At 67.7% G+C, this 13,502-nt stretch carries 18 protein-coding genes; 9 read left to right on the top strand and 9 right to left on the bottom strand.

All coding sequences use genetic code 11. The features are described from left to right. Positions 1-122: 122 nt before the first annotated feature. The 5 genes from CRO50_RS06175 to CRO50_RS06195 all read left to right on the top strand — a co-directional run bounded on the left by CRO50_RS06175 (position 123) and on the right by CRO50_RS06195 (position 4,432). Positions 123-641 (top strand): GNAT family N-acetyltransferase, encoded by a 519-nt coding sequence (locus CRO50_RS06175; protein WP_097145009.1) that lies wholly within the window; start codon positions 123-125, stop codon positions 639-641. Positions 642-708: 67 nt separating this feature from the next. Beyond that, positions 709-1,428: an esterase/lipase family protein gene (locus CRO50_RS06180; protein WP_332835697.1), complete on the top strand. Its 720-nt coding sequence runs from the start codon at positions 709-711 to the stop codon at positions 1,426-1,428. Continuing rightward, positions 1,428-2,555, top strand: a complete 1,128-nt coding sequence (locus CRO50_RS06185; protein WP_097145011.1) for an alpha-D-ribose 1-methylphosphonate 5-triphosphate diphosphatase — start codon at positions 1,428-1,430, stop codon at positions 2,553-2,555. Before CRO50_RS06180 ends, CRO50_RS06185 begins: the two co-directional genes overlap by 1 nt. 322 nt (positions 2,556-2,877) lie before the next feature. After that, positions 2,878-3,366 carry a 5-(carboxyamino)imidazole ribonucleotide mutase gene (gene purE, locus CRO50_RS06190; protein ID WP_097145012.1) on the top strand — a complete coding sequence of 163 codons (489 nt, stop codon included), beginning with the start codon at positions 2,878-2,880 and terminating at the stop codon, positions 3,364-3,366. Beyond that, the gene (locus CRO50_RS06195) at positions 3,359-4,432 is read left to right on the top strand and encodes a 5-(carboxyamino)imidazole ribonucleotide synthase (protein WP_097145013.1); all 1,074 of its coding nucleotides are present in this window, start codon (positions 3,359-3,361) and stop codon (positions 4,430-4,432) included. Before purE ends, CRO50_RS06195 begins: the two co-directional genes overlap by 8 nt. 111 nt (positions 4,433-4,543) lie before the next feature. On the opposite strand, the gene CRO50_RS06200 is transcribed toward CRO50_RS06195, so the two are convergent. Continuing rightward, positions 4,544-4,768: a YdcH family protein gene (locus CRO50_RS06200; RefSeq protein WP_097145014.1), complete on the bottom strand. Its 225-nt coding sequence runs from the start codon at positions 4,766-4,768 to the stop codon at positions 4,544-4,546. Positions 4,769-4,930: 162 nt separating this feature from the next. On the opposite strand from CRO50_RS06200, the gene CRO50_RS06205 reads away from it, so the two are divergent. Continuing rightward, positions 4,931-5,344: an Hsp20 family protein gene (locus CRO50_RS06205; protein WP_097145015.1), complete on the top strand. Its 414-nt coding sequence runs from the start codon at positions 4,931-4,933 to the stop codon at positions 5,342-5,344. A gap of 22 nt (positions 5,345-5,366) precedes the next feature. Further along, positions 5,367-5,606: a DUF1150 family protein gene (locus CRO50_RS06210; RefSeq protein ID WP_097145016.1), complete on the top strand. Its 240-nt coding sequence runs from the start codon at positions 5,367-5,369 to the stop codon at positions 5,604-5,606. A gap of 91 nt (positions 5,607-5,697) precedes the next feature. Here the strand turns inward: CRO50_RS06210 and CRO50_RS06215 are convergent, their stop codons facing one another. The 3 genes from CRO50_RS06215 to trxB all read right to left on the bottom strand — a co-directional run bounded on the left by CRO50_RS06215 (position 5,698) and on the right by trxB (position 8,495). Then, positions 5,698-6,903 carry an autotransporter outer membrane beta-barrel domain-containing protein gene (locus CRO50_RS06215; protein WP_143516863.1) on the bottom strand — a complete coding sequence of 402 codons (1,206 nt, stop codon included), beginning with the start codon at positions 6,901-6,903 and terminating at the stop codon, positions 5,698-5,700. Between the two features lie 310 nt (positions 6,904-7,213). Continuing rightward, on the bottom strand, positions 7,214-7,549 hold the full coding sequence (locus tag CRO50_RS06220; protein ID WP_097145018.1) for a ribonuclease E inhibitor RraB: 336 nt from the start codon (positions 7,547-7,549) through the stop codon (positions 7,214-7,216). Between the two features lie 4 nt (positions 7,550-7,553). Next, a complete protein-coding gene (trxB, locus tag CRO50_RS06225) occupies positions 7,554-8,495 on the bottom strand; it encodes a thioredoxin-disulfide reductase (protein WP_097145019.1) in 942 nt (313 codons plus the stop codon). 209 nt (positions 8,496-8,704) lie between these two features. Between trxB and CRO50_RS06230 the strand changes: the two genes are divergently transcribed. Continuing rightward, complete coding sequence (locus CRO50_RS06230) at positions 8,705-9,205, top strand: Lrp/AsnC family transcriptional regulator (protein ID WP_097145020.1); 501 nt, start codon at positions 8,705-8,707, stop codon at positions 9,203-9,205. A gap of 113 nt (positions 9,206-9,318) precedes the next feature. Here CRO50_RS06230 and CRO50_RS20080 read toward each other — a convergent pair whose 3' ends face one another. From CRO50_RS20080 to lgt, 4 genes are all read right to left on the bottom strand, one after another. Then, positions 9,319-9,465, bottom strand: a complete 147-nt coding sequence (locus CRO50_RS20080) for a hypothetical protein (RefSeq protein ID WP_157791734.1) — start codon at positions 9,463-9,465, stop codon at positions 9,319-9,321. A gap of 136 nt (positions 9,466-9,601) precedes the next feature. Next, on the bottom strand, positions 9,602-10,357 hold the full coding sequence (gene pgeF / locus CRO50_RS06235; protein WP_097145021.1) for a peptidoglycan editing factor PgeF: 756 nt from the start codon (positions 10,355-10,357) through the stop codon (positions 9,602-9,604). Between the two features lie 61 nt (positions 10,358-10,418). Beyond that, positions 10,419-11,498: a class I SAM-dependent methyltransferase gene (locus CRO50_RS06240; RefSeq protein WP_097145022.1), complete on the bottom strand. Its 1,080-nt coding sequence runs from the start codon at positions 11,496-11,498 to the stop codon at positions 10,419-10,421. Further along, positions 11,495-12,391 carry a prolipoprotein diacylglyceryl transferase gene (gene lgt / locus CRO50_RS06245; protein ID WP_097145023.1) on the bottom strand — a complete coding sequence of 299 codons (897 nt, stop codon included), beginning with the start codon at positions 12,389-12,391 and terminating at the stop codon, positions 11,495-11,497. The genes CRO50_RS06240 and lgt overlap by 4 nt, the downstream gene beginning before the upstream one ends. Before the next feature lie 123 nt (positions 12,392-12,514). Here lgt and CRO50_RS06250 point away from each other — a divergent pair, with 123 nt between their 5' ends. Continuing rightward, on the top strand, positions 12,515-12,766 hold the full coding sequence (locus tag CRO50_RS06250) for an accessory factor UbiK family protein (protein WP_097145024.1): 252 nt from the start codon (positions 12,515-12,517) through the stop codon (positions 12,764-12,766). Between the two features lie 100 nt (positions 12,767-12,866). Here CRO50_RS06250 and CRO50_RS06255 read toward each other — a convergent pair whose 3' ends face one another. After that, complete coding sequence (locus CRO50_RS06255) at positions 12,867-13,475, bottom strand: DUF4136 domain-containing protein (protein WP_157791733.1); 609 nt, start codon at positions 13,473-13,475, stop codon at positions 12,867-12,869. Between the last annotated feature and the right edge of the window lie 27 nt (positions 13,476-13,502).

The raw sequence follows: 13,502 nt of genomic DNA on the forward strand, positions 1-13,502 counted from the left end.
TCCGGGGCCTATTCGCTGCCCGGCGGGCGGGCGGGGCTGCCCTCTTCGCTGCACTGCGGCTAGGGTGAACGTTAGGGTCTTTGGGCCCGAAGATCGGTGACGTCCATACAGAGGATTTCGAGATGGCGCGCAAACCCGAGATCACCCACAAGCTGTATTCCCCCGTTCACGGGATCGGAGTCGGCAACCTTCTGACCCAGGCCTATGACGGCCCGGCCCAGGCCCAGCTGGTGCAGGCGATGCGCAGCTCGGGCGACATGGTGGTCGAGCTCATGGCGCTGCACGAGGAGTCGGTCGTGGGCTATGTCGGCTTCTCGCGTCACCTCTCGCCGCAGGGCTGGATGGCGCTGTCGCCGCTCGGCGTGCTGCCGGCCTGGCGCAGCCATGGCATCGGGGCCGAACTGGTGCGCTACGGGCTCGACCATGCCCGCCGCGCCGGCGCCAAGGCGGTGACCGTGCTGGGCGATGGCCGCTACTACCAGCGCTTCGGTTTCACCTATCGCGCGGCAGAGAACCTCGAGACCCCCTATTCCTCGGAGAAGACGCTGCTCTTCCCGATCGCGCCGGGCACCGCCTTCTCGGAAGAGAAGCTGGTCTATTCGCCGGCCTTCCGCGAGCTGGGCCTCGAGCCCACCAACTGAGCCGCTTTCCTCGTCCCGGTGCAGCGTGTAGCTAGGCGACATGCTGCGCCCCTTGCTTCTTCGCCCCGTGCTCCTTCTCTGTTTTGCCCTGCTGTCACGCCCCGTGGCGGCGGCGGACTGCGTGGTGCTGATCCACGGGCTGGGCCGCTCCGGGGCCTCCTTCACCGTGATGACCGAGGCGCTGCAATCGCGCGGCTACCAGGTCGAGACGGTGAACTACCCTTCGACGAGTGCCGAGGTCGAAAAGCTTGCCGAGACCTGGCTGCCCGAGGCCTTCGCCCGCTGCGAGGGCCCGGCCGATGTGGTCACCCATTCCATGGGCGGTATCCTGCTGCGCGCCTTCCTGGCCGCCGATCCCGCCCGCCTGACGCGGATCGACCGTGCGGTGATGCTGGGACCGCCGAACCAGGGCTCCGAGATCGTCGACACCTTCGGCGGGCTGGATCTCTTCCGGGCGATCAACGGCCCGGCGGGGCTGCAGCTCGGCACCGGGGGCCTGCCGGGGCGACTGCCGCCCGTGCGCTTTCCCCTGGGCGTGATCGCGGGCAGCCAGAGCCTGAACCCCCTGTTCTCGGCGCTGATCGAGGGCGAGGATGACGGCAAGGTCTCGGTCGCCTCGACCGGGGTCGCGGGGCAGGCGGCGCAGATCACGCTGCCGGTGACCCATACCTTCATGATGAACGACCCGCTGGTCATCGCCCAGACCCTGGCCTTCCTGGAGCAGGGCAGCTTCCGCGCGGAGCTGAGCTGGGGCGCGGCCCTGCGTGAGCTGCTGGAGATCCGCTGATGCACCTGACCCTTGTCGGCGCCCGCGCCCTGCGTCCCGAAGGCTGGTCCGAGGCGCCCCTTGGCCTGGCGGACGGGCTGCTGACCGACGAGACCTCTGGCCGCGTGCTGGACCTCACGGGCTATTGGCTGCTGCCGGGGATCGTCGATGTCCATGGCGACGGCTTCGAGCGCCATCTCGCGCCCCGGCGCGGCGCCCTGTCGAGCCTGGAGGACGGTCTGGCCATGGCGGCGGCCGAGCTGGCGGTGAACGGCATCACCACGGCGCTGCTGGCGCAGTTCTTTTCCTGGGAAGGCGGCATGCGTGGCCCGGATTTCGCCGAGGCCATGTTCGCGGCCCATGCGCGGCTTGCCCCCGGCCAGCCCGTCGATCTGCGGCTGCAACTGCGGCTCGAGCTGGGGATGGCCGAGCACTTCCCCCGCGCGGCCGCGCTGATCCGCCGGCACGACATCCGCTATGTGGTTCTCAACGACCATCTGCCCCATGCGGCGCTGCTGAAGGGCAAGCGGCCACCGCGCCTGACGGGGCAGGCGCTGAAGTCGGGCCGCAGCCCCGAGGCGCATCTGGCGCTTCTGCAGGCGCTTCACGCCGCGACCTATGACACCCCCGGCCCGGCCCGTGACTTCATCGCGGCGCATCCGCATGTGCTTTTTGGCAGTCACGATGACCAGGGCGCGGCCGAGCGCGCCCATTGGAGCGCCCTCGGCGCGACCGTGTCGGAATTCCCCGAAACGCTGGAGGCCGCGGAAGAGGCCCGCAGGCGTGACGAGCCGGTGGTTCTGGGCGCGCCCAACGTGGTGCGCGGTGGCTCCCATGCCGGGAAGGTCTCGGCGGCGGAGCTTGTGGGGCGGGGGCTCTGCACCGCGCTGGCCTCGGATTACCACTACCCGGCGCCGCGCCAGGCGGCGTTGAAATTGGCCGCGGAGATCGGGATGGAGCGCGCCTGGGCGCTGGTGTCCTCGGGGCCTGCGGCGATGCTGGGTCTGACGGATCGCGGAGAGCTGCGTGCGGGCAAGCGCGCCGACCTGGTGGTGCTGGACCCGGCCACGGGGCGGGTGGCCGCGACCTTCGCCGCCGGGCGGCTGGCCTGGCTCGGACCCGAGCTGGCCGGGGTGGTGCTGGGCTGAGCGGGCAGGGGGCTGCCGCCCCCTCGGCTGCGCCTCACCCCCGCGAGTATTCTCAGCCTGGTGATGCGTGCAAGAGGGGCCCTGCGGGGCGGTGTCGCGCCTGGCATCGGCGGGCCCGAGCGCCCTTGGGCAAAGTCGGGCGCCCCTGCGGGCGGGCGCGATTTCGGCCTGTCGGTGGTTGCGCCACGGGGGCCGCACGTTGCCGGCTGATGCCGAGTTGGCGCTTTGGGCCGCGCTTTGCGGCTTTGCTGGCTTGCCCCGATTGCCCCCTGTGGCAAATCCTCTATAAGTCGCAATTCCGGACCCCTTTGGAGGCAGGCAGATGAGCGCAATCAAGGTCGGTATCATCATGGGGAGCCAGTCGGACTGGCCCACCATGAAAGAGGCAGCTTTGATCCTGGACGAGCTGGGCGTGGCCTATGAGACGAAGATCGTCTCGGCGCACCGGACTCCGGACAGGCTTTGGACCTACGGCAAGGAAGCCGCGGGCCGGGGCCTGCAGGTGATCATCGCGGGCGCCGGTGGTGCGGCGCATCTGCCGGGGATGATGGCGTCCAAGACGCGCGTGCCGGTGATCGGCGTGCCGGTGCAGACGCGGGCGCTGTCGGGGGTCGACAGCCTTTACTCCATCGTCCAGATGCCCAAGGGCTTCCCGGTCGCCACCATGGCCATCGGTGCCGCCGGTGCCGCCAATGCGGGCCTGATGGCCGCCGGTATCCTGGCCAATGCCGATGCCGATCTCGCTGCCCGTCTCGATGCCTGGCGCGAGGCGCTCTCGGCCTCCATTCCCGATGAGCCCGCCGATGACTGACATGCTTCCCACCGGTTCCACCATCGGCATCCTGGGCGGCGGCCAGCTGGGCCGCATGCTGGCGGTCGCGGCCTCTCGGCTGGGTCTGAAGACCCATGTCTACGAGCCCGCCGCCAATCCGCCCGCCGGCCAGGTCTGCGATGCGCTGACCACCGCCCCCTACGAGGACGAGGCCGCCCTGCGCGCCTTCGCCGGCTCGGTCGACGTGGTGACCTACGAATTCGAGAACATCCCGACCTCGGCGCTGGACGTGATCGAGGCGCTGCGCCCGATCCGCCCGGGCCGCGAGGCCCTGCGGGTCAGCCAGGACCGGCTGACCGAGAAGGACTACCTGTCGGAGCTGGGCCTGAAAACCGCGCCCTATGCCGATATAACCGATCTCGCCTCGCTCGAGTCGGCGCTGGAACGCTTCGGCACCCCCGCGATCCTGAAGACCCGCCGCTTCGGCTACGACGGCAAGGGCCAGGTGCGGATCTCGGATCCCTCCGAGGCCGCCGAGGCGCTGGCAGAGCTCAATGGCGCACCGGCCGTGCTTGAGGGGTTCGTGGATTTCACCGCCGAGATCTCGATCATCGGGGCGCGGGCCCTGGACGGCGCCGTGGCCTGTTTCGACCCCGGCGAGAATGTCCACAGCGCGGGTATCCTGCGCACCACAACCGTGCCCGCCTCGGTCCCCGCCAGCCTGCGCACCGATGCGATCCTGCTGGCGGCGCGCATCCTCAATGCGCTGGACTACGTGGGTGTCATGGGGGTGGAGCTTTTCGTCACACCCCAGGGGCCGATCGTCAACGAGATCGCGCCCAGGGTGCATAACTCGGGCCACTGGACCCAGAACGGCTGTGCCGTCGACCAGTTCGAGCAGCACATCCGCGCCGTGGCCGGCTGGCCGCTCGGGGACGGGCAGCGCCATGCGGACGTGGTGATGGAGAACCTCATCGGTGACGACATGGACCGGGTGCCCGAGCTGGCGGCCCGCCCCGGCGCGGCGCTACATCTCTACGGCAAGGCCGAGACCCGCGAGGGCCGCAAGATGGGCCATGTGAACCTGGTCAAGCCGAAGGGCTGAGCGCCCGAGACGGACGAGACGAGACAGAAAGGCGCCGCAGGGCGCCTTTTTCATGCTCGGAACGGACCGGGCCTGGTGGCGAGGCCCGCAGGGCTGCGGGGCCCCGGCGGGTCAGGCGATGATGTCGGGGGTCAGACGGTCCTCGATCAGCGCGATTCGGTCCTTCAGCGCCAGTTTCTTCTTCTTCAGCCGCTGGATGGTCAGCCGGTCCGAGGTCGCCTTCTCTTCCAGCGCGCGGATTGCCTCGTCGAGATCGCGGTGTTCGGCGCGGAAATGCTCCAGCTCCACCCGCAGAACCTCGTCGGTCTTCATGGAGAGGTCGGTGAGGGCATTCATGGCGGGACTCGCTAAAAGGGACTGTTGGCCCGCAGGATACCCCAAAGCGGACAATTCGCAAAAGCCTTGCAGCCCCTCTTCCGGCTCCCCATATTGACGGGGAGGGCCCTTGCCGTACCGGGAGGGCCACTTCGACGTCGCTTTTGCCAAGGACGCATGGAAATGAGCAAGCTGACCCTGGGGTCGCACCCCTATCTTCTCGGATTCGAGCAGCTGGAACGGCTGCTGGAACGGAGCGCCAAATCCGGCAACGAGGGCTATCCGCCCTTCAATATCGAACAGACCTCCGATCACTCCTATCGCATAACTCTCGCTGTCGCGGGCTTCATGGAAGAAGACCTGGCGATCACGCTGGAGGACCGCCAGCTGGTCATTCGTGGCCGCCAGGGGGACGACGCCGAAGGGCGTATCTTCCTGCATCGCGGTATCGCCACCCGCCAGTTCCAGCGCAGTTTCGTGCTGGCCGAGGGCGTCGAGGTCGGCGAGGCGGTGATGGAGAATGGATTGCTGCACGTGGATCTGACCCGCGCCGAGCCCGAGCGGGTCGTCCAGCGGATCAACATCCGCAGCAGCTGAAGCAAAGGGAAGGGCTAGTACCATGAACGACAAGTTTGATTTCGACCATCCCGCGGGCGGCCACGTGGCCGAGAAGATCGTCTACGTGCGTCCCGTCGAGGCCCGCGAACTGCCCGACGAGCTGCGCGAGCAGGTCGAGGGGGTAGAGACCCTCTTCGCCGTGCACAACTCGGACGGAGAGCGCCTGGCCCTCGTCGAGGACCGCCAGACCGCCTTCATCCTGGCGCGCGAGAACGACCTGGCACCGGTGACGGTGCACTGAGGTCCCGCAGGCCTCTCGGCCTTCCGGATGCAACGAAAAGCGGCCTGCCGGTTCTCTGGCAGGCCGCTTTGGTTTCAGCGTGGCGCCTGCCTCAGAACGAGCGCGAGTAGCGCAGGGACAGGGCGGTGTCCGTCGTGTCCGCGGTCAGGTAGCTGTAGTCGATCCGCAACGAGAGCCTGTGGTTCGCCCCCCGGTAGCTCAGCCCGGCCCCGAGGCTGGGCTTCACGAAGCTGCTGGAGATGCCGTCGCTGTCGATCTTCTGCGCGTCCACCGCCAGGCTCACCCAGGGCTCCAGGTCAGAGCCGTGGTTCCAGGTCGCCTTGGCGCCAAAGCTGCCCCTGGTGCGGGTGTTGGTGAAGTCGGGATGGGTCTCGCTGGCCGCATCCAGGCTGCCGAAGCCCGTCAGGTAGATGGCCCCCAACTCCTTGCCGAGCGAGTAGCGCAGGCCCAGGCCCTTGCGGGTTGCCACATGGCTGACCCCGTTCACGGTCACATCCGGCTTGGCGAAAGCGGCCCAGGCCGAGAAATCTCCGCCTTTCAGGTCCGCGTTCAGGTAGGCACCCAGCGTGACCGTCTCGTAGCTGATGGTATCGGCGCCCTCGAAGTCGTTCTTGCCGATGGAAAGCAGCAGACCTGCCCGCGCCTGGGGAGAGATCTCCATGTCCACACCGAGGGTCAGCTCGACGCCGCTGCCGTCGAGGGCCCCGTTGTAGTTGTGACCAGAGATCTGGGCCCAGGCCCGCGGCGCGCCATCCGTGGCCTCGTCGACCGGCGTGCTGAAGAAGAAGCCGTCGGCAGTGGGGCCACTGCCGGTGCCCGCATTGCCGACCGCGCTGGAGATATCGCTGCTCCAGCCCGAAAGGGCGCTGGAGCTGGCCTGCGCCTCGTCGTCGATCACGGGCGTTGCGGCGCAGCTGAAGGTTACCGTGAAAGCGTCGTCGGCCGTCGCGCGCGCGCCCTTGGTGCGAAACCAGAGCGAGAATTTGTCTGAAACGAATTCAGCGCGGGCGCCATCACAGCTTGCGCCCGAACACAGGGGGGCGGGGTCGGACTTGTCAGCCGAGACGTAGATTTCGAGGTCGCCGATATTCTCCGGATGGTCGATCTCGATGAGAATGCTCTCACCACCGGGTGAGTAGAAAGTGGCGTCATAGCTGGCACCCGTAGATTGGTCGACGGTCCAGGTGTTGGTCCGGCCAGCACATGAATCTGGTTCTCTCGGCGTGGATGCAATCGCTATCCCCGGCACCAGAAGTGCGAGTGTCAGAATGGAAAAGGCACTTTTAAATCTAATCATGGGTCCCCCCTTACAATCGTCGCGCTTCCGGCGTCCCGTCCCGGAAACCTATGCGGTCAGAGCATATACGGTGGGGTATTGTCTTGATGGCTGAATACGGCTGAGGCAGGTGATTTGTTGCTGCAAAGCCCCTGAAATCGCGCGCGACTTCCTCAGTGCGGTATGGCGTACTGGTAGCATTCCCTGCTGGGTTGAGCCGCACGGTGAAATGCCGGGCAGAAAGCTCTGCCCGGCATTGCAGGTTGTCCAAGGGGATTCGGGATGAAGCCGGTCGGGCGCTGGCGCGGGCCCCGCCGTTTCGGCCAGGAACCTAGCCTTCCAGGCCCCAGCCGTCCGGGGCGAAACCGTGCTCCAGCGCGGTGCGGGTCGCGGTTTCCTCACCGATCCAGATGCCCTCTGCCGAGATCGCCTGGTCGGGCAGGGTGGCGACCAGGTAGGGGAGCTCTGCCTCTTCATCGTCGTCGATGAACTGGCAGTCGAAGCCCTGAAGGGTCAGGGCCTCGGCCAAGGGGCGCCAGTCGGCCTCTTCGGAGGTGGGGACGAGGAAATAATCCACGTCCGCCACCTCGGGCAGGCCGTGTTCGGCCTGCATCTCTTCGTAGACCGCACGGGTCTCGGTCTTCTGGGTGGCGAAATCGTGGCTCATCGGATCACTCGTTCTCGGCAATGAAGCGCTCGGCGTCGAGCGCGGCCATGCAGCCCATGCCCGCCGAGGTCACGGCCTGGCGGTAGACGTGGTCGGTCAGGTCGCCCGCGGCGAAGACACCGGGGATCGAGGTGCGGGCCGTGCCCGGCTCGACCTTGACGTAGCCGCCGTTGTGCAGCTCCAGCTGATCCTTGACCAGCTCGGAGGCGGGCGCATGGCCGATGGCGACGAAGACGCCCTTGGCGGGGATCTCGGTGATCTCGCCGGTCTCGACGTGCTTCACCCGCACGGCTTCGACACCCTTCGGGTTGTCCTCGCCCACGACCTCCTCGAGGACGTGATGCCAGAGCGGCTCGATCTTGGGGTTCTTCATCAGCCGGTCGATCAGGATCTTCTCGGCGCGCAGCTCGTCGCGGCGGTGGATCAGCGTGACCTTCGAGGCGAAGTTGGTGAGGAAGAGCGCCTCTTCCACGGCGGTATTGCCGCCGCCGATCACCACGATCTCCTGGCCGCGGTAGAAGAAGCCGTCGCAGGTGGCGCAGGCCGAGACGCCGAAGCCCTTGAAGGCCTCTTCGCTTTCCAGGCCCAGCCACTTGGCGCGGGCGCCGGTGGCCAGGATCACCGCATCGGCAACATATTCGGTGCCGCTGTCACCCTTGGCGACGAAGGGACGCTTGCTGAGGTCGAGGTCGGTGATGATGTCGCTGACGATCTCGGTGCCCATGGCGCGGGCGTGGGCCTCCATGTTGACCATCAGGTCGGGGCCCTGGATCTCGGTGTGACCGGGCCAGTTCTCGACCTCGGTCGTGGTGGTCAGCTGACCGCCCGGCTCGATCCCCTGGACCAGGATCGGCTCCAGCATGGCGCGGCTCGCGTAAACGCCGGCGGTATAACCCGCCGGGCCGGAGCCGATGATCAGAACCTTGGTCTTGCGCGTCTCGGACATTCTCGGCATCCCCCGGAAAGAAAACTCTTGCCTACTTAAGCTGCGGCCCCGGCCCTTGCAAGGCGAGCTCAGAGGGCCCGCCGCCGGGGCATTCTCCCGAGAAAGAAACAAAACTGGCGGCTGTAGCGACCATATATTGCGCCTCAGGGAAACTTTATTGCGCAACCTTCGGGGTATGGTATAAGAAGTGCAATTTTCCGGAGAATGACATGCCTGGCAGCAGACTGGACCCCATCGACAGAAAGATCCTGGCCGAGCTTCAGGCCGATGGCCGCATGACCAACGTTGAGCTGGCCAAGCGCGTCGGCATCTCGGCGCCGCCCTGCCTGCGGCGGGTGCGCACGCTGGAAGAGCAGGGCTTCATCCGCGGCTACCACGCCGAGGTCGACAGCCGAGAGCTGGGCTTCGAGGTGCAGGTCTTTGCCATGGTCGGGCTGCAGAGCCAGGCCGAGTCGGACCTGGTCGCCTTCGAGACCCGCTGCCGCGACTGGCCGCTGGTCCGCGAATGCCACATGCTGAACGGTGAGGTGGACTTCATCCTGAAGTGCGTGGCGCCCGATCTCTCGACCTTCCAGAGCTTCCTGACCGGCGACCTGACCTCGGCCGAGAATGTCGCCAGCGTGAAGACCTCGCTGGTGATCCGCTGTGCCAAGGATCAGCCCGGCGTGCCCTTCGAGGTGCTGGAAGAGCGCCTCAGCCGCGACGCCTGATCAGGGGCCTTTCGGGGCCGATCATCGACAGGCACCGAACGTGAAACGGCCCCCGCCAAGGCGAGGGCCGATTGCGTTCCATGGGAAGCGGCACCGCTCAGGTGCCGGGCCGCTCAGGCGGCAGAGCTGGCCTTGCGGGTGGCCGCGATGCGCAGACGTGCCACGGGGCCACGGCTGGCAGTGCCGGGCATGGGCTTCTCACCGGCCTTCTTGGCGGCCTCGATCGCGGATTTCATCCAGCGCTTGTCCTTGACACTCATCACTGGTTACCTCTTCTACCACGCCGGAAAGCCCGGCAAATGTCTTCTTTCGTTAACCATGACCCGGCAATGGGGCGAGGTTAGGGTGAAATATGACATATTTGTGGAATCTGTCCGTCTGGACAGCAGAGGCGCTCTAGAGGCGGATCGTCGCGATCAGGCGACCGTAGTCGGCTTCGCCGGCATGGGTCGTGCGGCGGTAAGAGAAGAAGCGATCGGGATCGGCATAGGTGCAATGCCGGGTCCACTCGGCTTCGGCCACGCCGGCTTCACGCAGGCGGTGCAGCCCGTAGGAGGGCAGGTCGAAGTGAAAGCGGTCACCCTCTCCATTGACGAAGAAACGGGCGTTCTGGGGGTCCTCGTCGAGGAAGTCCTCGAGGAACTCGGGCCCCACTTCATAGGCGCGCTGACTGATCGTCGGGCCGATGACGGCACGGATCTGATCGCGCCGCGCGCCGAGATCCACCATGCAGTCGAGCGTGGCTTCCAGCACCCCCTCGCGGGCGCCGCGCCAGCCCGCATGGGCGGCACCGATGACACCCGCCTCGGCATCGGCAAAGAGCACCGGCTGGCAATCGGCGGTCAGCACCGAGAGCACCACGCCGGGGGTCGCCGTGGCCATGCCATCGGCCTCGGGCGCGGGGGCCAGCGGGGCAGAGAGGGGCACCGCGCGGGCGGAATGCACCTGCCGGACCGAGGCCATCCCGGCGGGAGAGACCTCCATCGCGGCGGCGACGCGGGCGCGGTTGATCGCCACGATCTCGGCCTGATCGGACGAGCCTGTGCCGCAGTTCAGCCCGGCAAAAATGCCCGAGGAGGCGCCTCCCTTGCGGGTGAAGAACCCGTGGCGCAGGGGGGCGAGGGCGCGGGAAGTGATGATTTCGAGCGTCATGATCCGTCTGCAGCTGCCGGGCAAGTGGGGCCTGCGGCATTCTGCCTGCAAGCGATTGATTTCAGAACGTGACTCCCGGCTCCAGTCCGGGCGGAGGCCGTTGCCCCGGTGGCGTCAGCGCGAGAATCTTGAAGAGCGTCCCCATTTCCTCGGGGTGGGTCAAGCGGCGATGCGCCTTGACGTGGGCGTCGAGCGCGGCGCCGCTCAGCCCCTTGGCGAGAGCCTGGGCACGTGCGGTGATCCCCAGCTTCTCGAGAAAGACGCCCTGGGTTTCCAGCCGCGTGGCAAGTGCCGGCATGGCGGCGCGGGCCAGTTCGGCGAAATCCACATGGGCGGTCAGATCGGCCTCTCCGGGATGCTGGAAGGGGTCGGCGGGGGCTTTCTGGTAAAGCGCCTGCAAGGTGTCGCCAAGCGAGCGCCAGCCGCCGTAGTCCACCAGCAGTGCCGCGCCGCCGTGACGCGCCACATGGGTGCCGATGGCCTTCGCCCAGCCCTGCGCCTCGGGCGAGAGCTCGACGATATCGCCGGGATTGGTGTCGCCCAGCCGGTAGTCCAGCACCGGCATCGAACGCGCGGGGCCGAAGCCGGCGCGCAGCCCCTCGGGGCTGGCCTCGACCTGGCGCTCCTGCCAGGTCTCGCCCTCGGCCCGGCGGAACTGGCGGATCGGCAGGGCGTCGAAGAACTCGTTGGCGACCAGGAAGAGCGGATGCTGCGGCAGCGCCGAAAGGTCCTCTCGCCAGCCCAGGTCGACCTCGGGCAGGGCGGCGCGCTGGATCTCGCGCAGCCGTGGTGAGGCCTCGACCAGCAGCAGGCGCATGGACTGGTGGAAGCCCGGCACATGTCGCGTGGCGCGCAGGATATCGGCCATCAGCGTGCCCCGGCCCGGCCCCAGCTCGGCCAGCAGGAAGGTCGAGGGCGCGCCCTGGTCCATCCAGGTCTGCGCCAGCGCGAGCCCCATGAGCTCTCCGAACATCTGGCTGATCTCGGGTGCGGTGGTGAAATCCCCCTCCGCGCCGATGGAGGCGCGGGTGGTGTAGTAGCCGTGCTCGGGGTCCAGCAGGCAGGCCCGCATGTAGGCGTCGATGCCCATGGGGCCCTGGTCGGCGATCTGCACCAGCAGCTTGTCCCGAAGCGCGCTCATGCGGGGGCCCGCGTGCGGAAGCTCAGGGCCACCAGCGCCAGGCCGATGATCACCATCGGCAGCGACAGCAGCTGGCCCATGGTCAGGCCCAGGGTCTCGGTCAGGCGCAGCACGTGGCCATGGGGGTTGCCGGGGGTGATGAACTGCGCATCGGCCAGGCGGAAGAACTCCACCGTGAAGCGCGCCAGGCCGTAGCCTGCCACGAAGATCCCGGTCAGCCGCCAGGGGCTGCGCAGGGTGCGGGTGCCGAAGGCCAGCACGATCAGCAGCAGGCCCAGCAGAAGCCCCTCGAGCCCCGCCTCGTAGAGCTGCGAGGGGTGACGGGCGCAAAGCCCCTCGACGCCGGGGCAGTTCTGCGCCGCCGCGCCGGGGAATACGACGGCCCAGGGCGCGTCAGAGGGCCGGCCCCAGAGCTCGGCGTTGATGAAATTCGCCAGCCGTCCCAGCATCAGGCCCGGCGGCGTGGCCAGGGCCAGCATGTCGGCGGTCTGGCCCAGGGGGATGGCATTGCGGCGGCAGAAGACCAGCGCCGCGATACAGACGCCCAGGAAACCGCCGTGGAAGGCCATGCCGCCCTGCCAGACCTGCAGGATCTCTGCCGGATGCGAGAGGTAGTAGGCGGGCTGGTAGAACAGAACGAAGCCCAGCCTGCCGCCGATGATCACGCCGAGGATCAGCCAGGTCAGCAGGTCATCCAGCTGCTCGCGCCGCATCGGTGCCGAGGCCGCGGGCCAGAGCCGGGCCCGGCCAAGCGCGGCGCGGGCCAGAAGGTAGCCCAGCAGGATGCCGACCAGATAGGCCATGGCATACCAGCGCAGGGCGAACTCCATGCCGAAGAGCTGGAACGAGAGGATCTCGGGTGAAATGTCGGGGAAGGGGATCACGGCGCGCATTGGGGCTATCTGCCTGTACGTGGGAATGACTGTCAAGCGGCGGCAAGGCGCCATGGCGGGTTGAGGCCGGGCCCATAGAGCCCCATATTACGGGGCAAGGTAACACTTACATGCGAGAGACCCATGCAGACACGCTCCAAGTTCTTCGACGACATGTCGCAGCTGATGACCAATGCCATGGGTGTCGCCCAGGGCGCCAAGGACGAGGCCGAAACCGCCTTCAACTCCATGGTGGACCGCTGGCTGGCCGACCGTGATTTCGTCACCCGTGAAGAGTTCGACGCCGTGCGGGCCATGGCCCAGAAGGCGCGCGAGGAAAACGAGGCACTGAAGGCGCGGCTCGATGCGCTGGAGGCCGCGGCCAAGCCCGAGTAACCCGGCAGGCATCACAGATGCGAAGGGCCCGGCGAGAGATCGCTCGGGCCCTTTCCTGTTCTGGTCCCGTCGCATGGGACCCCGCCGGCCCCGACGCGCTTCAGCAGCTCTGGTCTTCGCTCAGGGTGACACGGCCGCTCTGTGCCTTGGGGAAGGACTTCAGCGCTGCGCCCAGCATCAGGGCGATGACCCTGGGGGTCTGGTCGCAGGTGTCGCGGCTCAGGGCGCTGGTCTCGAAGACCGGGGCGCCGCTCCGGGCGTCGCGCATGGTGATGCGCAGCTGGCGCGGATAGACCACGCGGGTCTCGTATCTGGTGCGGTAGCCGATGATGCCACGGATCGGCACGGTGCGGAAAACCCCCGGAGAGGTCTCCTGCGTCTCGTAGCCGGTGATCCCGCGTACCGGCACACGCACCGGGTAGCGTTCCGTCTCGGGCGCGGCGGTGCTGTAGGAGAACCTTGCCAGCAGCCGCGCCTCGCCCCGCGCGACCGAGGTATAGCCGCGCCTGGCCAGCTGGGCTGCCAGCGCCTGGGCATTGCTTTGCCAGGCCAGGCTTTCGCCGCTCATGCCCTCGCCCGGCGCGATATGCACGGTCTTCGGAGCGATCCCTTCGGGGATGGTCGAATAGCCCTCGACGGTCGAGGTGACGCTGGTGCAGGCCGCCAGCAGCAGCGCCAGCGTGGCGGCGAGAATGGGCAAGAGGCGCATGGGCCCTCCGGTAGGTCGTCGCATGGG

It is taken from the genome of Pseudooceanicola antarcticus, assembly GCF_900215355.1.
In the GTDB taxonomy this organism is placed as follows: Bacteria; Pseudomonadota; Alphaproteobacteria; order Rhodobacterales; family Rhodobacteraceae; genus Pseudooceanicola; species Pseudooceanicola antarcticus.